We start from the raw sequence: 19,422 nt of genomic DNA, 5'->3' as shown, positions 1-19,422 counted from the left end.
GACGGTGTCGGCACCTTGCGGTGGCGGCTGTCACGGTCGCCCCCACACGGGGGCGTGGATTGAAACCAGATAGCCGCCTCCTCCCATCCCTCCCATGGGGGTCGCCCCCACACGGGGGCGTGGATTGAAACGACGATACCGCGCCGGCGCCGGTCAATTTCACTGCCGTCGCCCCCACACGGGGGCGTGGATTGAAACCTCGCCAATGTCGCGCAACACGGCGTCGTCAAGGGTCGCCCCCACACGGGGGCGTGGATTGAAACATTTCGGCGGCGAAAAACTGGAACTGCCACGCGCGTCGCCCCCACACGGGGGCGTGGATTGAAACGCCGTCCGTGCCGGCCGATAGCTGTACGGTCACAGTCGCCCCCACACGGGGGCGTGGATTGAAACCCTTTCCATCGACCAGCACGCCATACACCGAGACGGTCGCCCCCACACGGGGGCGTGGATTGAAACATCCCTAGCCACGCCGCATCCAGCGCGCGCAGGCGTCGCCCCCACACGGGGGCGTGGATTGAAACCAGAACCTTTGGTCGCCAGCCTCAAAGGCCGCGTGTCGCCCCCACACGGGGGCGTGGATTGAAACGCCGTCGGCTTGTCGGACCCAAGCGGATTTTTGACGTCGCCCCCACACGGGGGCGTGGATTGAAACCTGGGCTGCAAGGGCGCTGGACCGGTCCCTCTGGTCGCCCCCACACGGGGGCGTGGATTGAAACCTTTATAAATCGAAAGAGCGCAATTGCCTGCTGGAGTCGCCCCCACACGGGGGCGTGGATTGAAACCGGCATCACCTTGAAAGACCCACGGTTTGCAAACGTGTCGCCCCCACACGGGGGCGTGGATTGAAACAAATCCAAGCCGCCGCATGCGCGCGGTGAAGGGGGTCGCCCCCACACGGGGGCGTGGATTGAAACCGGTAGAATACCCGCCTGGCCTCGCCCCGGCGTTTCAGGTCGCCCCCACACGGGGGCGTGGATTGAAACCGGAGAAATGCGCCGCGAAACCCAGGAAATTGAAAGTCGCCCCCACACGGGGGCGTGGATTGAAACCAGTCGTCCAGCGTGCCCCGGCCCGGTCCGCCGCCGGTCGCCCCCACACGGGGGCGTGGATTGAAACACAGCACCCGCGCCCTTGCGGGTACCGGGCACGGTCGCCCCCACACGGGGGCGTGGATTGAAACCTCCCATCCCCCGCGAGGCGACGCGCACCCCAAGTCGCCCCCACACGGGGGCGTGGCTGGACAGATCGACATGGCCGATGGGACTGGTGTCGCGGGGGTGCGTGTCCGCTTTTGCACGCGGGTCGCCGCGACACCCCCCGGCCGCCACAATAAAACCGGGGACAGTATCCTGTTTTTCACTCTCTCGCCGAACGATATATCTTATTAAAATATATAGATTATTTCCAACATACCGGCGATTGAAAAATAGGATACTGTCCCTGGATAAAACGGGGCGGTGCGGCGACGGATTTGTCCCCCCCTGTCGTTTTGCTCCTGTGCCTTTTATCCCTCTTGGCTTTTGTCTCCTTCGGCTTTTGTCTCCTTGGGCTTTTTGTGCGTGCGCCGCGCGTTTTCCCGCCCCGGTGGCCGGGCGCGGGGCGGTTGGAAAAGACGTCCGGCTGCTGTAGGTATGGTTGCACCGCCCGCGACGCCACCCCGGTTGAGGACGATTTTGCCCCCATGCCCTATTACGCCCATTCCCTTGACGGCCGGCCGGAAACGGACTGGCACGGCCTGGCGCCGCATCTGCGCGGCACGGCGCGGCGGGCGGCGGAGAATGCCGCCAAATTCGGCGCCGCCGACTATGGCCATGTGGCCGGGCTGCTGCACGATGTGGGAAAATACGCCGGGGCCTTTCAGGACAGGCTGAAGGGCGGCGCGCGCGTCGACCATTCCAGCGCCGGGGCGCAGCTTTGCACCCATGCCTACGGACGGTTGAGGGGGATGATCCCGGCCTATGCCATCGCCGGCCACCATGCCGGGCTGGCCGACTGGATCTCGGCCACGGCGCCGGACAGCGGGCTGGACCGCCGCCTGACCAAGGCGGTGGCGCCCTATGGCGCCCACGGCGACGAGATCACCCTGCCGGACAGCCTGCCGGCGCCGCCGGCGGCCGTGGCCCAGGGGGCCGGCAATGGGCCGGCCTTTGCCCTGGCCCTGTTCACGCGGATGATTTTTTCCTGTCTGGTGGACGCCGATTTCCTCGACACCGAAGCGTTCTACGACCGGGCCGAGGGGCGGCCGCCGCGCGACCGCGCCTTTCCCGCCATCGCCGACCTGCACGACGCGCTGGAGGTCCATCTGGCCGCGCTGACGGCTGGAACGCGGGCCAGCACGCCGGACAGCGCGGTCAACGACCGGCGCGCCGCCATTCAGGACGCCGCGCGGGCGGCGGCCGGGGACAGGCCGGGCCTATTTTCCCTGACCGTGCCGACGGGCGGCGGCAAGACGCTGGCCTCGCTGCTGTTCGCGCTGGCGCACGCCAGGTGCCACGGGCTGGACCGGGTGATCGTCGCCATTCCCTATACCAGCATCATCGAACAGACCGCCGCCACCTTCCGCGCCGCGCTGGGCGGGTTCGGCGACGCCATTGTCGAACATCACAGCGCCTTCACCGAAAGCCGCAATGACGGGGCCGAGGCCCGGCGCAAACTGAACAAGGCGATGGAAAACTGGGATGCCCCCATCGTGGTGACATCCAATGTCCAGCTGTTTGAATCGCTGTTCGCCGACCGTCCGTCGCGCTGCCGTAAGCTGCACAATCTGGCCCGGTCCGTCATCATCCTGGACGAGGCGCAGATGCTGCCCCTGCCCCTGCTGCGGCCCTGCCTGGCGGCAATTTCGGAATTGAGCCGCGCCTACGGCGCCAGCGTCGTGCTGTGCACGGCGACGCAGCCGGCCCTGACGGCGGACAGCGGGTTTCAAAAAGCGGCCCTGACCGCTGTCCGCGAAATCGCGCCGGACCCGCCGCGCCTGTACCGGGATTTCAAGCGTGTCACGGTGCAACAGGCCGGCCGCCTGGACGATGACGCGCTGGCCGAACGGCTGGTCCGCGCACGGCAGGTGCTGTGTATCGTCAACACGCGCGCGCACGCCCGCGATCTGGCCATGCGACTGGTTCAGGACCACGATGGAAACCGGGACCGGGACCACGATGGAGACCAGGATGAGAGCCGGGATGGGGCGGATGGAGACCGGGACGGCGTCTTCCATCTGAGCGCCAGCATGTGCGCCGCGCACCGCAGCGAAAAACTGGCGGCCATAAAGGCCCGCCTGGCATCGAGGGCGCCGTGCCGGCTGATTTCCACCTCCTTGATCGAGGCGGGCGTGGATGTGGATTTCCCGCAGGTCTACCGGGCGGTGGCCGGGCTGGATTCCATCGCCCAGGCGGCGGGCCGCTGCAACCGCGAGGGGCGCCGGCCCGCCGGGGACAGTCCGGTTCATGTCTTCACCCCCGCCGGGGTCAACCCGCCGCCCCTGTTGCAGCGCCAGGCCGACGCCGGACGGCGGGTGCTGGAGCGCCACGGCGACGACCCGCTGTCGCTGACGGCCATCGGCGACTATTTCCGCGAGATTTACTGGCTTGAAACCGTCGGCGCCGAGGACGGGCTGGACACCCGGCGTATTCTGGGCCCGGACAGTTTCGCGCTGCGGGACAACCGGCTCGATTTCAACTTCGCCACCGTGGCGCGCGCCTTCCGCATGATCGACAGCGATCAGCGCCCGGTGCTGATCCCCTATGACGACAGGGCGCGGGCGCTGATCGCGGCACTTGCCGACGGGTCGGAGAAAATCGGCCCGCTGGCCCGGCGGCTGCAACGCTACACCGTGCAGGTGCCGCCCGCCGCCTTTGACGCGCTGAAACGGGCCGGGGTCATCGCCACGGTGGACGAACACCGGCTGGGCGACCAGTTCTGGGCGCTGGGCGCGGACAGTTTCGCCAACCTGTACAGCCCCCGGTATGGCCTGGACTGGCGCGACCCCACATACCGGGCGGCGGAACGGCAGATTTTTTAAGTCTGCCGGCTGAATGCCCGCACCCTGCGGGTGACACGCAGTGCGTGAAAAGCAGAGCGATTTTTACTCGAAAACCTTCTTGCAATTTTAGAATTTTCATAAAAATATGCACACTTAAGTCGCAAACACGCTTTCATGGCGTGATTGCGTCTTCAGAACTGAAAGCGGATCGGGGAGGCATGCGTTATGGGGGTCGCAGTCCGGGTTTTCGGGGACTATGCCTGTTTCACCCGGCCCGAGATGAAGGTGGAGCGTGTCAGCTATGACGTGATGACCCCGTCGGCCGCGCGCGGCCTGATCGAGGCCATTCACTGGAAACCGGCCATCGCCTGGGTGATCGACCGCATTCATGTGCTGAACCCCATCCGGTTCGACACCGTGCGCCGCAACGAACTGGGCGCGAAAATTTCGTCCGCATCGTTGAAAAGTGCGGCGAAGGCCAATGATTCCAGCCGCCTGTTCACCTATATCGAGGAGGATCGCCAGCAGCGCGCCGCCACCGTGCTGCGCACCGTCGACTATGTGATCGAGGCGCATTTCACCCTGACGGACAAGGCCGGCGCGGGCGACACGCCGGGCAAGCATCTGGACATTTTCAACCGCCGCGTCGCCAGGGGCCAGTGCCACCACCAGCCCTATTTCGGCTGCCGGGAGTTTCCCGCCGGCTTCGCGCCGCTGGACGGTCCCATACCGTCCCCCGACCCCGGCCTGACGGGCGAGCGCGATCTGGGCTGGATGCTGCATGACATCGATTTCGCCGACGACCGGACGCCCCGTTTTTTCCGCGCCGTCATGCGCGACGGCGTCATCGCCGTGCCGCCCCTGGCCGCGCGGGAGGTCAAGGCATGATCCTGACCGCGCTGGCCCGCCATTATGACCGGCTGGTCGCGGACGGCGCGCCAGGCGTGCCGTCCTTTGGCTACAGCACCGAAAAGATCGGCTTTTGCCTGATACTGCGGCCGGACGGCACCCTTGCGGGCGACCCCGTCGACCTGCGCAGCGAACCGGCGAAAAAACCGCGTTTCCGACCCGTCAACGTGCCGCGACCGGTCAAGCGGACCTCGGGCATCGCGCCCAATTTCCTGTGGGACAAGACATCCTATGTCCTCGGCCTGTCGGCCAGGGCGTCGCCGCGCACCGGCGAGGAACACGCCGCCTTCAAGACCTTTCACCGCGACGAAATCGGCGAGACGGACGATGCCGGGCTGACGGCCTTGTTGCATTTTCTTGACCGCTGGACGCCGGGGGACGGCGATGCCTTCGCCAATCGGGACGATGTGCTGGACGCCAATATGGTCTTCCGTCTGGACGGCGACGCCTGTCTGTTGCACGACCGCCCGGCGGCGCGGGACATCTGGACACGGCGCCTGCGACAGACCGGCGGCGCATCCGCCCCCTGCCTGATCACGGGCGAGACCGCGCCCATCGCCACGCTGCACCCGGCCATCAAGAATCTGCGCGGCGGCCAGTCCAGCGGCGGCTCGATCGTCTCGTTCAATCTGGAGGCCTTTACCTCCTACGGCAAACGCCAGGGCGACAATGCGCCGGTGTCGGAACGGGCCGCCTTTGCCTATACCACCGCGCTGAACCATCTGCTGCGCCAGCGTGGCCGCCAGTGTTTTCAGGTCGGCGATGCCTCCACCGTTTTCTGGGCCGACATGCCGCGCGCGGACGAGGAAGCGACCCTGCGGGCCCTGATGGGCGAGGCATCGCCCGATACGGACACCGCGCGCACCGGCGGCGACGGGGACGCGAATACGCCAGACGACGCCGACCTGCCAAAACGTCTGGAGGCGGTGCTGACCCGGATCGAACAGGGCCGCCCGCTCGATGCCGCCATGGCCGGGCTGAAGCTGACCCATCCGGACACGCGGTTTTACATATTGGGGCTGGCGCCCAACGCGGCGCGCGTGTCCCTCCGCTTCTGGCATGTCAGCACGCTGGGCGATCTGGCCCGGCGGTTCGTCCGGCATTACCGGGACCTGATGATCCACCCCGAGCCCGCCACCGCCTTTCCCGCGCCGCACCGGCTGGCGTGGGAACTGGCCGCGCAGGGCAAATCGGAAAACATCCCGCCCCTTGTGGCCGGGCAAATCATGCAGGCCATCCTGTCGGGCGGGCCCTATCCGGCCGGGCTGATCGGCGCGGTTCTCATGCGCATCCGCGCCGATCATAAAATCAACGGCCTGCGCGCCGGACTGTGCAAGGCCTATCTCAACCGCGAAAGCCGCCTGTCCGGGCGGGGGGAGGAAATCGCCGTGGCGCTCGACCGAGAAAACACCAATGCCGGCTACCGTCTGGGCCGGCTGTTCGCCGTGCTGGAATCGATCCAGCAGAAAGCCCTGCCCGGCATCAACGCCACCATCCGCGACCGCTATTACGGCGCGGCCTCGGCCACGCCGGCCGGTGTTTTCCCGGTTCTGCTGCGCGGCGCCGGCCATCACCTGTCCACCATCCGCAAGGACAAGACCACCACCGGGCTCGCCGTCCATTTCGAAAAGGAAATCGGCGACATTCTCAACGGTCTGCCGCCCCGCTTTCCCGGCCAGCTGGCCATCGAGGATCAGGGGCGTTTCGTCATCGGATATTATCACGAAAAATTCCGGTCAAAGCCGGCCGGCGCGGACAGCGCCGACAAGGACCGGGGGGAGGAATAAACCATGTCCGCCATCGCGAACCGCTATGAATTCGTCTATTTCTTCGATGTCACCAACGGCAACCCGAACGGCGACCCGGACGCCGGCAACCTGCCCCGCACCGACCCGCAGACCGGACACGGCCTGGTCACGGACGTCTGCCTGAAACGCAAGGTGCGCAATTTCGTCGACATGGCCCATGACAACGCCCCGCCCCATGAAATTTACGTGCGGGAAAAGGCCATTTTGACCCATCAGCAGCGCAAGGCCTATGACGCCCTGGCCCTGCCCACGGACAAAAAGGACAAGGAAGACGCCGTGCTGCGCGCCCGCGACTGGATGTGCGCCAATTATTTCGACATCCGCACCTTCGGCGCGGTCATGTCACTGAAGGAATATAATTGCGGCCAGGTGCGCGGGCCGGTCCAGATGGCGTTTGCCCGCAGTGTCGAGCCGATCCTGCCGGTGGAACTGTCGATCACGCGCATGGCGGTGGCCACCCCGGCGGAGGCGGAAAAACAGCAGGGCGACAACCGCACCATGGGGCGCAAGCATATCGTGCCCTACGGCCTGTACCGGGCACACGGCTTCATCTCCGCCAAGCTGGCGGAAAAAACCGGCTTCACCCGCGACGACCTGGACCTGTTCTGGGCCGCGCTGATCAATATGTTCGAACATGACCGCTCGGCCGCGCGCGGCGAAATGGCGGCCCGCGGCCTTTATGTGTTCGAGCATGACAGCGCCCTCGGCAACGCGCCCGCCCACCGCCTGTTCGACACCGTCACCGTCACCCGCCGCCCCGATGGAGACGAAGCGAACGGCGGCAGCGGCCACGCCGCGCGCGCCTTCGACGATTACGTCATCGCCGTCGACGAGGCCGCCGTGCCGAAGGGGGTCACACTGCACCGGATGCTTTAAGGGGGCGCCATGACCCATGCCGAAGCCGACCTGATCCCGCTGTCGGCCTTGCAGCATTATCTTTTCTGTCCGCGCCAGTGCGCGCTGATCCATGTGGAACAGGCGTGGGAGGAAAATCTGTTCACCGCCGAGGGCCGGGTTCTGCATGACCGCGTCGACACGCCCGGCACGGTGCGCCGGGCCGGTGTGCGCACCGTCCATGCCATGCCGCTGCGCTCCCTCGCCCTCGGCGTCGCCGGCATCGCCGACTGCGTGGAGTTTCATGGGGACACCCCCTATCCGGTGGAATACAAGCGCGGGCGGCCCAAGACCCACCGCGCGGATGAGGTGCAATTGTGCGCCCAGGCCCTGTGCCTCGAGGAAATGCTGGAAACCACGGTGGAACGGGGCGCGCTGTTCTACGGCAAGACGCGGCGCCGCAGCGAAATCGCCTTTGACGACGCCCTGCGCGCGCTGACACGGCGCATTGCCGGTGAAACCCGGACGCTTGTCGCCGCCGGGCGCACCCCGCCGCCGGTGTACAAGGCCGGGCGCTGCAAAAGCTGTTCGCTGATCGGCCCCTGCCGTCCGCAGCGGCTGTCGCGCGGATCGTCGGCCGCGCGCTGGCTGTCCAACCGCGTGCGCGAGGCCGGCTGATGCGCCGCCACCTGAACACCCTTTATATCACCACGCAAGGGGCCTATCTCGGCAAGGATCGGGCCAACATCGTCGTCTCGGTCGATGGCCGGGAAACCGGCCGCGTGCCCATCCATACGGTGGGCGGCATCGTCTGTTTCGGCCGTGTCGGCGTCAGCCCTTTCCTCATGGGGCAGTGCGGCGAGGAGGGCGTGGCCCTGTCCTTCCTGAACGAACACGGGCGCTATCTGGCCCGCGTGGTCGGGCCGGCCTCGGGCAATGTCCTGTTGCGGCGCGAACAGTATCGCCGGGCGGATGACGCGGCGGCGTGCGCCGGCCTTGTGCGGTCCATCGTCATCGGCAAGACGCTCAATCAGCGGACCGTGATCGCCCGGACCTTGCGCGACCACCGCGCCACCCTGCCGGCGGCCGCCACCGACGCCCTCAAAACGGCGGCCGGCCGCCTGGCCGATATCGCCCGCCGGGCGGAAAAGCCGCAATCCGCCGACACCCTGCGCGGGCTGGAGGGCGAGGCCGCGCGCACCTATTTCGGTGTGTTCAATCATCTGGTGCGCGGCGACAGCGACGATTTCGTCTTTTCCGGCCGCAGCCGGCGGCCGCCGCTGGACCCGGTCAACGCCCTGCTGTCCTTTGTCTATGCCCTGCTGGTGCAGGATGCCCGCGCGGCGGCGGAGGCCGTCGGCCTCGACCCGGCGGTCGGCTTTCTGCACCGCGACCGGCCCGGCCGGCCGAGCCTCGCCCTCGACCTGATGGAGGAATTTCGCCCCTTTTTCGCCGACCGGCTGGCGCTGTCCCTGATCAATCGCGGCCAGGTGACGCCGCGCGGCTTCACCCGTATGGACAACGGCGCCTGCCGCATGGATGACGCCACGCGCAAGACCGTGCTGGTCGCCTATCAGGACCGCAAGCGGGACGAACTGACACACCCCTTTCTCGAGGAAAAGGTCACCGTCGGCCTGTTGTGGCACATTCAGGCGCAATTGCTGGCCCGCCACCTGCGCGGCGATCTGGACGCCTATCCGCCGTTCGTCTGGCGCTAGCGCCCTGCCCGGCGTCTCACGGACGGCACGCCCCAGAGACAGAGCGCCCCAGAGACAACGCGCCCCAGAAACAGCGCATCCTGGGGACAGGACGCCCCAGAGACAGGACGCATGCCAATGACACCGGACGGGGCAAATCGGCAGATGATGGGAACACTGGGGAACATCGCCAGATACTGGGGAACATCGCCAGACACTGGGGGACATCGGCGGATAACGGGGGACACCGGCCATGATGGTTTTGATCAGCTATGACGTCCGCACCGCCGACGGTGCCGGCCGACGGCGCCTGCGCCGCATTGCCAAGGCCTGCCTGGATTACGGCCAGCGGGTGCAGTTTTCCGTCTTCGAGTGCGACGTGACACCGGCTCAGTGGACCGCGCTGAAAGCCAGCCTGATGGACGAAATGAACCCGGCGGAAGACAGCCTGCGCTTCTATTATCTGGGCAAGAACTGGCGCCGCCGGGTCGAACATGTCGGCGCCAAAGCCGCCCGCGACCCGGACGCCCCGCTGATTTTCTGACACCCCGCGCGATCCCCAAGCTGCCGGCAAATCCCAGGGGGGTTCGCGCACGGCGGAACGCCGCGCCCAGCCTGCCATGCGACCGCGACCACCGGGCACCGCCCGCACAAACCGGTCGCCCTGACACGGGGTTCGCGCTACACTCGGTATTTCCCGTTCTTTGACAATGTCTTATAAAACCACAGTCGCCCCCACACGGGGGCGTGGATTGAAACTTCCGTCAGTTGGTCGCGCCTCTGCAAATCGTCGAGTCGCCCCCACACGGGGGCGTGGATTGAAACCCCATGGGCACGCGGCTCATGCTTTCGACGCCGCGTCGCCCCCACACGGGGGCGTGGATTGAAACGACCTGGCGCGCCGGCATCTGGGCGATCACCGCCACGTCGCCCCCACACGGGGGCGTGGATTGAAACCTGACCTGGCTGCACGGTTTTGATTCCTACGCCCTGGTCGCCCCCACACGGGGGCGTGGATTGAAACATACCAAGCGGCCCGGATGGGCGGGCCTTTTGACCCGTCGCCCCCACACGGGGGCGTGGATTGAAACCGATCCGACCACCAAGCCGATTCAGGTGATCGGGGGTCGCCCCCACACGGGGGCGTGGATTGAAACGAGGTGTTTCTGGTCCATGAGTGGCCGGCCAGCCGTCGCCCCCACACGGGGGCGTGGGTTGAAACAAGTACGCTGGGCGCCGTCCTCCAAGCGGGTGCGGGCGGCCCAACGTACGCCGACCGGCCACGCCTACGCCGTACGCGCCCCGGAGCGCGAAAACTGGGGACAGTATCCTGTTTTTCAGATGCACAGTCTGTGCACTAAATACTTGAAAAATATGAAATAATTTTCAATATCCGAGTATTGAAAAACCATATACTGTCCCCGATTAAATTGGGGGTGGGCGCAAGGGTGGGCGCGGAACCGGATGATCCTAGCCCGGTCCGCCGGGCCCCTTTCCCTGTGTATCCAGCCTTGTCATCAGGGGATCAGCCCGCAGCAATGGGGGCGCGCGCAGACCGGCCGGGCGCGATGACAACACCGCACCCGGCCTGCCTGTTCCCGTCACCGGGTGTTACCGGGTCCAGTCACACAGGGCCCGCAGGCGCGCCCTTTCCTCCTCCTCCCACGGCAGGGGGGTGCGGATTTCCGCATAAACCAGTTCTTCGAAGCCGCGTTGATCGCCATACGGCAGCGCGTCCCAGGCCGGGCCGCCGGGGAAGCGCCGGGCCCATTCCACCGGGGCCAGTTCATCGGCCTTTTGACACGCCAACTCATCTGCATCGAAATCACCGGAAAACGCCCCGACAAAACTGGGGATCAGGCGGGTGTCGGCCAGAAGCGTCTCGACACTCTGCCGGACGGACCGCACGAACCGGGGTGCATCGGTCCACACGTATATGAAGTTATCCCTATAGTAGCACTCAGCCTCCTCATCCCATTCGAAGCATTTGGCATAAGCGCCGATCCGGCAATTTTCCCGCGTCTTGTCGAAGGTCACCTCAACACCACTGGGGTTAGAGTTTCCATCGACGCCGTACAAAACAGACCGCCCCGCGCTTAAAGCATTCGCAAAGGCGATCAGGGTTTCGATTTTATCTTCGCATTCATCCAGTTGAATCGGCACCCAACGCCGATTGCCCCGTAACAGACGCAAATTCAAATAGCAGCCGATAAACTGCTCGAAAACCAGCTCCACTTTCCTGACCGGCTCAAAGTCGCACGGTGCCTGTATCTCGGGGCGCACGACAAACGGTCCCGTGGCCACGGGCAGAGCGGCGGGTTGCCCCGCTGCCGCCGTCCGGCAGGCAGGAGAAGACGGGCGTGTCCGGCGCCCGGTCCACCAGGTCTTGAGGCCGGCCAAAAGTCCGCCGGCGTGTCCGCGCGTCACCACACTCGTCATTGTCGATCATCCATCGCCACGGCACCGATACGGGCGCACCAAAAATCAGGGCGGGGAGAATACACACGATTAAGGTGCCTTAAAACAGTTTAAAGTTTTAGCGGACCCTCTTTTTCAACAGCCGCAGGGAAAAGGGGGGCCGTTCGGCAGAGACACTGCCTCATGCATCCCGGCCGGTCAGGCCCCCGCACCCCGCGCCCGTCAGCGATAAAAACCGGGGACAGTATCCTGTTTTTCAGATGCACAGCCTGTGTCTTAAGTATTTGAAAAATATTAGATAGTTCTCAATATTCGACTGTTGAAAAACCATATACTGTCCCTGATAAATACGCTCTGCCCGTCTGGGTGCCGCCGGGGCCTGACGCGTCTGTGGCAGGTCGCATGTATCGCCGTGGCGCGGCCTGTGCTATGGCATGGGCCATGTCACGGACGTCCTGTTCGGTTCAGCGTCCTTGTCTGACTGGGGCCGCCGCTGCAACCGGGGGCACTGGTGGGGACGCTGCTGGGGGCGCCGGGTCTGCCGGTAGCGGATCCGGCGGCGCGCATGTCCGGTCTCTTACGGCCGCAAACGGGGGATTATCATGACACAGATGCTGCTGCTTCTTGCCAGCCTTGGCCTTGCCGCCGCCGGTCTGGCCTGTCTGGCGCTCAGCCAGGCGAAGCCATGGAGCATCGTCGCCGGCCGGGACAGTGCCGCGCCAAGGGTGCGGCCGCTGCGGCGTCTCGGGTGGCTGTGCCTTGGGGCATCGGCGGTTTTGACGCTGTTGCGGGACGGGGTGTCCTTCGGCCTTCTTCTGTGGCCGCTTGTTCTGTTTGCCGCCGCCGGGACCATCGCCATGGTCCTGACCTATCGCCCCCTGTGGCTTGCCAGCCTTGCCCGCGCCTTCGCCGCCGCTCCCGACCACCCTGCCCGCCGGGCCCTTTGATACCAAAGACCGGTCCGGGCGCCACCATGCCCTGAGCCCACCGCGTGGCGGTGCCCGAAAGCGCCGGATGACGCGGGCGCTGCGGGCCCTGCCATATGTCCCGCAGGTCACAAGCGGGCCGTGCCTTAGGGCAACCGGCGGGGGCATGGTGCTTCGGGGTCATGGTGCTTAGCAGTCAGGGTGCTTCGGGGTCGGGGCACTTACAGCCACTGTGATTAAACATTGCCACGCTGAGTGCTTTCCGATAGGAAAGATTTTGCAAACCATTCTCAAAAACACTGTCTCCACGGACCATTCCGTTAGTCATATGCCTGTTTTCCCACTCACGCGCGGTGCCGATGTCTGAGGCCTTCACTCCGGACGCCGGCCTCCACGGGGCGGACGGTTTTCCCGCGCCGGGGCATGGGCGGAGCATGGAGAGCCCCGACAGGGCGGATCAGGAGGCCGGGGACAAGGACGCGGGACAAAAGGGCACTGGACAAAAGGGTGTGGGGGATGACCGGCGGCTTCTGACACGCCTGTACCGCCGCTGTTTCGCCAAACTCGCGGCGGACCTGCGCGCCGCCTACGGCGCCGGGCCGCCGGACCCGGAAGAGATCGCGCAGCGCGCCTTTGAAAAACTCGGCCAGCGGGGCAATCTGGGGGATATCCGCGATCCGGAAAAATATGTCTGGGTGTGCGCCCGCAACATCGCCGTGACGGAAAAGCGGGCCGAAGGCATGCGCGCCCGCAACCGCGCCGAGGTTGAACGGCGCATGGCCGCCACGCCCTGCGACACAGCCGATCCCGAGCGCGTCTTCAATGCGAAACAGCAGCTGTCCCTGATCGTGGAGACGCTGAAACAGATGCCGGAACGCCGCCGCCGCATTTTCATCCTGAACCGCGTCCACGGCCTGTCGCCCAGGGAAGCCGGCCGGCGGTGCGGGGTCAGCCGCACATCGGCCGTGCGTCATATCACCATCGCCACGACCACCATCGCCGCCGCCCTCGCCGCGCGGGGCCGGACCGCTCCGGGCGCGGAGCCATCGCCATGACGGCCGCCATCGACAGCATCCGCCACACCGCGCACAATTGGCGCGTGCGCATCGACGACGGCGGCCTCAGCCCCCGCGAACAGGCCGAATTCGACCGCTGGCTCACGGCGGACCCGCGCCATGGCGACGCCTTCGCCGAGGCCGAAGCCCTGTGGGACACGCTGGGCCATATCGACTACGGGGCTGAGCTGGACCGCCCCATGGGTATTGAACGGGCGCAGGACCTGGCATCGGGGCTTGTTGCGGGATTGACCGCCAGGCTGAAGACTGGCCTGACCACCGGCCTGACGACCGGAGTTGTGGGGCGGCTGGCGCGCGGCCGCCGTGCGGCGGTTGCGGTGTCGCTGCTGCTGGTCGCCGCGATCATGTCCGTCCCGCTGCTGCGCGGGCCTTCCGCGCCGGCGCCTTACCGCGATGCCGCGCCGGTCGTCTTCGAGACCCCGCGCGGTGTCACCGATACCGTGGTTCTGGCCGACGGCACACAGGTGACACTGGGCGCCGGATCGATATTCGAGGCCACCGTGACGGCGACGGACCGCAGGGCCCGGCTGGTCGCAGGCGCCGCCTTTCTCAGCGTCGTCACCGACCCGGCACGGCCGTTCGTCATCGGCGCCGGCGCCGCCGAGGTGCGGGTGATCGGCACGGCCTTCGACCTGCAACGCAAGGGCAACACCCTTCATGTCGCGGTTGAGGAAGGCATGGTCGAGGTGTCGCACCCCCTCGTCGCCGCCATGGGGACGGAACGGCCCCACGGGGACGCATGGCGGCGCGGCACGACGGACCTGATCGCCCGCGCCCGCCTGACGGCCGGACAGGCCGTGCGCGCCTCGCAGCGCGACGGCCTCGGCAGCGCGCATACTGTCGCGGCGGAGGATATGGGTGCGTGGCGGCGCGGCGAGCTTGTCTATATCCGCGCGACCCTGTCCGAAATCACCGCCGACATAAACCGCTATGCGGCCCGGCCGGTGGCCGTCGACCCGTCCGTGCGCCACCTCAAACTGTCCGGTACCTTCCGGGTGGACAATATCGACGGCCTGCTGTCCGGGCTGGAAACCGCCCTGCCGGTCAGGGTGGAAGAACGTGACGGAACCCGGATGATTGTAAGCGCCCAATCACCGGGCCAATCACCGGGCCAATCATCGGGCCAGTCATCGGGCCAGTCATCGGGCCAGTCATCGGGCCAGTCATCGACTCCGTCCCCGACCCGGCCGGCGGCGGCCTCGAAAACGCCGGACCATCCGAAAAAATAAATTAAATGTGTCAGTTCCGCACACACAGGCGTCCTTTCCATGAGTGCTAGTGATAAGCATTCTCGTTCACAGCAAAAAGGGCAGCCTGATCATGAAATCCGTTTCCACATCCGCATTCGTCCGAAGTATGGCCTGCGCCGCATGGATGGCCGCGCTCACCCTGCCGTCCGGGGCCCTTGCGGCGCAATCGCCTGAAACGCAGCCGCTGGAAATCGCGGCGCAACCGCTTGACACGGCGCTGGTCAGGGTCGGCCGCCGGTTCGGCGTCACCGTCATCGCCTCGGAAACGCTGACCGCCGGCAAAGACGCCCCCGCCCTGTCGGGGCGGATGACGGTGGATCAGGCGCTCGGCCGGCTGCTGGCCGGCACCGGCCTTGTCGCCCGGCGGTCGCAAAGCGGGGTCTTCGTCGTCACCGGGGGCGGCACCGCGGCACCGGCGCCCGGCCGGGGCGGTGACGATGCCCCGAAGAACACCCGCGATATCGAGCTGATCGTCGTGGTCGGCACCCGCGAAAGCGGCTATACCTCGACCGTGCAGTCGGGCGGCACCTTCGGCGAGCAGAGCATTTTCGACACGCCGTTTTCCGTCACCGTGATCCCACAGGAAGTGCTGATCGACCAGCAGGTTCGCGGGCTTGGCGATATCGCCCGCAACGATCCGTCGACGATCGTCAGCACGCCGCCCGGTTTCAACGACACGGTCAACATCCGCGGATACAATCTGAACAATTCGTCAAGCTATCGCCGGGAAAACCTGATTTTCCAAAATCAGGTGCAAAGCCCGTTTGAAAACAAGGCGGCGGTCGAAATCGTCAAGGGGCCGACCTCGGTGCGCTACGGCTTCACCCCGCCGGGCGGTGTCGTCAACTATGCCCTGAAACGCCCGACGGAGGAGACATATCGCTTCGCCCAGGCCTTCGGCGACAGCAACGGCTCCTACGGCATCCATGTGGATCTGGGCGGCAAGGTCAATGACGAGATCGGCTTCCGGCTGAATGCGGTGACCGCGCGCGAGTCCGCCTTTGTCGAGGGTGTCGACGGTCCCCGCCACATGTTCAGCGCCTTTTTCGAATGGACGCCGACCGAGCGCCTGCGCATCGACCTTGAGGGCGAATACCAGTACCGCGAACTGGAACAGCAGCCGGCCATCACCGCCAATTCCTTCGACCCGTCGCTGAGCCCGGAACAGCGCCGCGACCTTCTGGAGCGGTTCGACCCGTCCACCTTCATCGGTCAGGACTGGGGGACCTATCCGACATCGAATTTCGTCGGCTCCTTCGGCGTCCGCTATGACCTGTCCGACACCTGGACCTTCACCGGGCGCATCCAGAAAATGCGGCTGGTCCGCGACCAGCAGGCGGTCAACATCCTCGAGGGGTCGTTGCAGGCCGACGGCAGCATGGACCTGCGCACCTTTTTCGACCCCTCCCAGGTGCGCGATCCGCTGTCGGCGGAGGCGTTCGTCACCGGCACCCTGGACACCGCCGGCATCACCCATGACATCGCCTTCGGCGGCGCGCTCAGCCGCAACCCCTTGCGCTTCTCGCTCGCCGGCGACTGCTGTCTGGCGGCGGGCACATCGAATATCTTCACCCCCGTCGATCTGCCGCTTCCGGACGTGACGGCGGGCCCGACCGTCGATGCGCTCTATTTCAATCAGGAAGCCATTTTCATTTCCGACCTGATCACCCTGACCGACAGCCTGAGGATTCTGGCCGCCGCCCGCTGGTCGCGCCAGGAAAACCGCGACCGCTTCAACGCCGACCAGACGCTGGAGACCACCTATGAAGACAGCATCATCGTCCCCAATTTCGGCATCCTCTACAATCCGGTCGAGCAGGTGACGCTGTATGCCAGCTACTCGCAGGGGATCACCACCGGTGTCCAGATTCCGGGCACCGCGGCGAATTTCGGCCTCGACAGCGACTCCTTTCTCGATCCGGCCGAAACCGAACAATTTGAAATCGGCCTCAAGGCGGAACTGTTCGAAGGCGCCATTCTGACGGCGGCCTATTTCGATATCAGCCAGCCGCTGGCCACCTTCGACGAAAACAATGTCTTCGACTATATCGGCGATCAGGACCACAGGGGGGTCGAGGTTTCGCTGTCCGGCGACCTGACGGACACTCTGCGGATCATCGCCGGCGGCCTGTATCTCGACCCCGTCATCCGCAATCCGAACAATGCCGCCATTGACGGCAACCGTCCGGGCGGCGTGCCGGAACATCAGTACAGCCTGTTCGTCGATTACCGGACGCCCTTTATCGAGGGGCTCGCGCTCAATGGCGGTGTGTTCTACACCGGTGAACGCTTCGCCGACGAGGCCAACACCTTTGTCGTCGACGACTATGTCCGCATCGATCTGGGCCTGCGCTATGCTTTCGAGGCCGGCGGCCAGCGCCTGACCGCGCGTCTCAATGTGCGCAACGTGGCCGATGAGAATTTCATCGAGGGCACGGCCTTCGGCCAGTTCCTGTTCGGATCGCCGCGCGCCGCCTTTTTCTCGCTGGCGACGGAGTTCTGATGCCGTCCGCAGGGGACAACGGGACCGCCCGGTCGCGTGCATCCACACCGGCGTCCGTATCCGGCCGGCGCGGTCTTGAAACCGTGTGCCGCTGCATCACCGCCATCTTCGTCGGATATGCGGCGACAAACGGCTGCATCGCCCTCACGGGCGAGGGTGCCGCCCGGCTCGGCATGCCGGCGGCGGAGGCGGTTTCGGCCGCGGTGCTGCTGGGCCTGCCACTCTATACCGGTCTGGTCATCTGGGTGTTCGGCAGCGCCCGCTGGCGGCGCGCCTGTGCCGGGGTTATCCTTCTGGCCGCCGCGACAACCCTGGGGAGTGTGCTGTTATGACGGGACCACGGACCATGGGACCACGGACCATGGGACCACGGGCGACAGTACCACTGGCAATCGGGCCAGGCTTCCGGGACCGCATGGGGTGGCTGCACACATGGGCCGGCGTGCTGGTCGGCGCCCTTCTGTTCGCCATCTTCTGGATGGGGTCTCTGTCCGTCTTCGACAAGGAAATCGACCGGTGGATGATACCGGAAACCCGCATCGTGCCGACCGGGACACCGGTGTCCTATGACGCGTTGATCCGGCCGGCCCTTTCCGTCGCCGGCGGCGCGGCGGCTTACCTCAACTTCCTGGCGCCCGATGAACGGGAACCGACGGTCAAATTCTATTATCAGGACACAGACGGCACATTCCACGCGGCCCATCTGGACCCGCGCACCGGCGCCCCCCTGGATTTAACGGACAGCCTTGCAGGCACCGGGTTCATCTTTCCCTTTCACTACGGGCTGCACATCACATGGTACGATCTCGGCTACTGGATCGTCGGTTTCGCCGGCATGTCCATGCTTGTGCTGCTGGTGTCCGGCCTGTTCATACACCGGAAGATCATCGCTGAATTTTTCATCTTCCGGCCGCGTAAAAATCCGCGCCGGTCCACGCTCGACCTGCACAATCTGACCTCGCTGATCGGTCTGCCCTTTTATATTTTGATCAGCTTTTCCGGCCTGCTGATTTTCTTCACCATCTATTTTCCCTGGGCCATCCAGCAGCCGTTCGGCGGCGATGACACGCTGATGGCGCGTGAGCTGTTCGGCGCCTATCCGGTCGCGGTGACGGGGGAACCGGGCACGCTCGGCTCGGTCGATGCCATGATCGGCCATGCCGAGCGCACATGGTCGGCCCGCGCCGGTACCCCGGTGCAGGCCGATGTGATCCGCATCCTGAATTACGGCGACGCCGGGGCCAGCGTGTATCTGCGCAACACGTTTCCCAGGCGGCGGGTAACGCTGAGCGAACACATCATGGTCATGGACGGCGCCACCGGCAGGGTTTTGAGCGACTATTCGGCACCGCCGGTCAAACGGGTGTTCGCCTGGATCGAGGGGGCGCATTTCGTGCAGTTCGGCCACTGGCCGCTGCGCTGGCTCTATTTCGCGGCGGGTCTGTCCGGCTGTGTCATGATCGCCACCGGGCTTCTGTTCTGGATCCGGGCGCGCGTGCGCAAGGGCGTCGGCGCGCCGGTGAAGGTCCGCGCGGTCCGGGCCGTGGCCGTCGGCGCGGTCACCGGCCTTATGGCGGCGACAGGCGCTTTTCTGGTCGCCAACCGCCTGTTGCCGAAAGGGGCCGCCCTTCTGGGTCAGGACAGGTCCGAGTTGGAAATCTGGGTGTTTTTCCTGGTCTGGGCCGGGACCTTCGTCCATGCCGTCCTGCGCGGTCAAGCGGCGTGGCGCGAACAGACCTGTCTGCTGGCCGGGCTGGCGTTCAGCGCCGCCCTGCTCAACGGGATCACCACGGGCGACCATCTCGCGGCCACCATCGCGCGCGGATACTGGCCGGTGGCGGGGCTGGACCTGATGCTGCTGACCGTTGCCGCTGTTGCCCTGGCCGCCGCCCGGCGTCTGGGGCGCGCACCGGCCCCTCTGCCGGCACCAAAGGTCACCACGGCACAGTCCCCCGGTACCGCACCGGCCGAATAGCTCTGACCAACCGTATGGTCTGATGAAAAAACCTGTGGCTGGCT

The 19,422-nt window shown here is 65.9% G+C and carries 14 protein-coding genes and 2 CRISPR repeat arrays (1 of these 16 only partly in view); of the genes, 13 read left to right on the top strand and 1 reads right to left on the bottom strand.

What is annotated here, in order from left to right:
* Window positions 1-1,247: direct repeats of the CRISPR family, unit length 31 nt; unit sequence GTCGCCCCCACACGGGGGCGTGGATTGAAAC; it reaches 428 nt to the left of the window's first position.
* A gap of 359 nt (window positions 1,248-1,606) precedes the next feature.
* The 7 genes from BXY39_RS10825 (at window position 1,607) to cas2 (ending at window position 9,774) form a co-directional block, all read left to right on the top strand.
* Complete coding sequence (locus tag BXY39_RS10825; protein ID WP_211332201.1) at window positions 1,607-4,021, top strand: CRISPR-associated endonuclease Cas3''; 2,415 nt, start codon at window positions 1,607-1,609, stop codon at window positions 4,019-4,021.
* A gap of 186 nt (window positions 4,022-4,207) precedes the next feature.
* Window positions 4,208-4,870 (top strand): type I-C CRISPR-associated protein Cas5c, encoded by a 663-nt coding sequence (gene cas5c, locus BXY39_RS10820; RefSeq protein ID WP_121938841.1) that lies wholly within the window; start codon window positions 4,208-4,210, stop codon window positions 4,868-4,870.
* Complete coding sequence (gene cas8c / locus BXY39_RS10815) at window positions 4,867-6,678, top strand: type I-C CRISPR-associated protein Cas8c/Csd1 (RefSeq protein ID WP_121938840.1); 1,812 nt, start codon at window positions 4,867-4,869, stop codon at window positions 6,676-6,678. The genes cas5c and cas8c overlap by 4 nt, the downstream gene beginning before the upstream one ends.
* Window positions 6,679-6,681: 3 nt before the next feature.
* Window positions 6,682-7,575 carry a type I-C CRISPR-associated protein Cas7/Csd2 gene (gene cas7c, locus BXY39_RS10810; RefSeq protein ID WP_121938839.1) on the top strand — a complete coding sequence of 298 codons (894 nt, stop codon included), beginning with the start codon at window positions 6,682-6,684 and terminating at the stop codon, window positions 7,573-7,575.
* Window positions 7,576-7,584: 9 nt separating this feature from the next.
* A complete protein-coding gene (gene cas4 / locus BXY39_RS10805; protein ID WP_121938838.1) occupies window positions 7,585-8,211 on the top strand; it encodes a CRISPR-associated protein Cas4 in 627 nt (208 codons plus the stop codon).
* Complete coding sequence (gene cas1c, locus BXY39_RS10800) at window positions 8,211-9,251, top strand: type I-C CRISPR-associated endonuclease Cas1c (RefSeq protein ID WP_121938837.1); 1,041 nt, start codon at window positions 8,211-8,213, stop codon at window positions 9,249-9,251. Before cas4 ends, cas1c begins: the two co-directional genes overlap by 1 nt.
* Before the next feature lie 232 nt (window positions 9,252-9,483).
* Complete coding sequence (gene cas2, locus BXY39_RS10795; protein WP_121938836.1) at window positions 9,484-9,774, top strand: CRISPR-associated endonuclease Cas2; 291 nt, start codon at window positions 9,484-9,486, stop codon at window positions 9,772-9,774.
* A 184-nt stretch (window positions 9,775-9,958) separates the two neighbouring features.
* A CRISPR array of direct repeats spans window positions 9,959-10,452; the repeat unit is 31 nt; unit sequence GTCGCCCCCACACGGGGGCGTGGATTGAAAC.
* A gap of 389 nt (window positions 10,453-10,841) precedes the next feature.
* On the opposite strand, the gene BXY39_RS10790 is transcribed toward cas2, so the two are convergent.
* Window positions 10,842-11,669 carry a hypothetical protein gene (locus BXY39_RS10790; RefSeq protein WP_121938835.1) on the bottom strand — a complete coding sequence of 276 codons (828 nt, stop codon included), beginning with the start codon at window positions 11,667-11,669 and terminating at the stop codon, window positions 10,842-10,844.
* Between the two features lie 581 nt (window positions 11,670-12,250).
* On the opposite strand from BXY39_RS10790, the gene BXY39_RS10785 reads away from it, so the two are divergent.
* The 6 genes from BXY39_RS10785 to BXY39_RS10760 all read left to right on the top strand — a co-directional run bounded on the left by BXY39_RS10785 (window position 12,251) and on the right by BXY39_RS10760 (window position 19,378).
* Window positions 12,251-12,595, top strand: coding sequence for a DUF3325 domain-containing protein (locus BXY39_RS10785; RefSeq protein WP_121938834.1), 345 nt, complete (start codon window positions 12,251-12,253; stop codon window positions 12,593-12,595).
* A 413-nt stretch (window positions 12,596-13,008) separates the two neighbouring features.
* Window positions 13,009-13,629: an RNA polymerase sigma factor gene (locus tag BXY39_RS10780; RefSeq protein WP_170163769.1), complete on the top strand. Its 621-nt coding sequence runs from the start codon at window positions 13,009-13,011 to the stop codon at window positions 13,627-13,629.
* Window positions 13,626-14,879 carry a FecR family protein gene (locus BXY39_RS10775; protein ID WP_121938832.1) on the top strand — a complete coding sequence of 418 codons (1,254 nt, stop codon included), beginning with the start codon at window positions 13,626-13,628 and terminating at the stop codon, window positions 14,877-14,879. The genes BXY39_RS10780 and BXY39_RS10775 overlap by 4 nt, the downstream gene beginning before the upstream one ends.
* A gap of 91 nt (window positions 14,880-14,970) precedes the next feature.
* On the top strand, window positions 14,971-17,403 hold the full coding sequence (locus BXY39_RS10770) for a TonB-dependent siderophore receptor (protein WP_147453545.1): 2,433 nt from the start codon (window positions 14,971-14,973) through the stop codon (window positions 17,401-17,403).
* Window positions 17,403-17,735 (top strand): hypothetical protein, encoded by a 333-nt coding sequence (locus BXY39_RS10765; RefSeq protein ID WP_121938830.1) that lies wholly within the window; start codon window positions 17,403-17,405, stop codon window positions 17,733-17,735. The genes BXY39_RS10770 and BXY39_RS10765 overlap by 1 nt, the downstream gene beginning before the upstream one ends.
* Before the next feature lie 14 nt (window positions 17,736-17,749).
* Window positions 17,750-19,378 (top strand): PepSY-associated TM helix domain-containing protein, encoded by a 1,629-nt coding sequence (locus BXY39_RS10760; protein ID WP_170163768.1) that lies wholly within the window; start codon window positions 17,750-17,752, stop codon window positions 19,376-19,378.
* Window positions 19,379-19,422: the final 44 nt, after the last annotated feature.

This window comes from Eilatimonas milleporae (assembly GCF_003688555.1).
Classification (GTDB): domain Bacteria; phylum Pseudomonadota; class Alphaproteobacteria; order Sphingomonadales; family Kordiimonadaceae; genus Eilatimonas; species Eilatimonas milleporae.
Note: the sequence above shows the minus strand (reverse complement) of the source record. Positions and strands in the feature narration are given on the sequence as shown.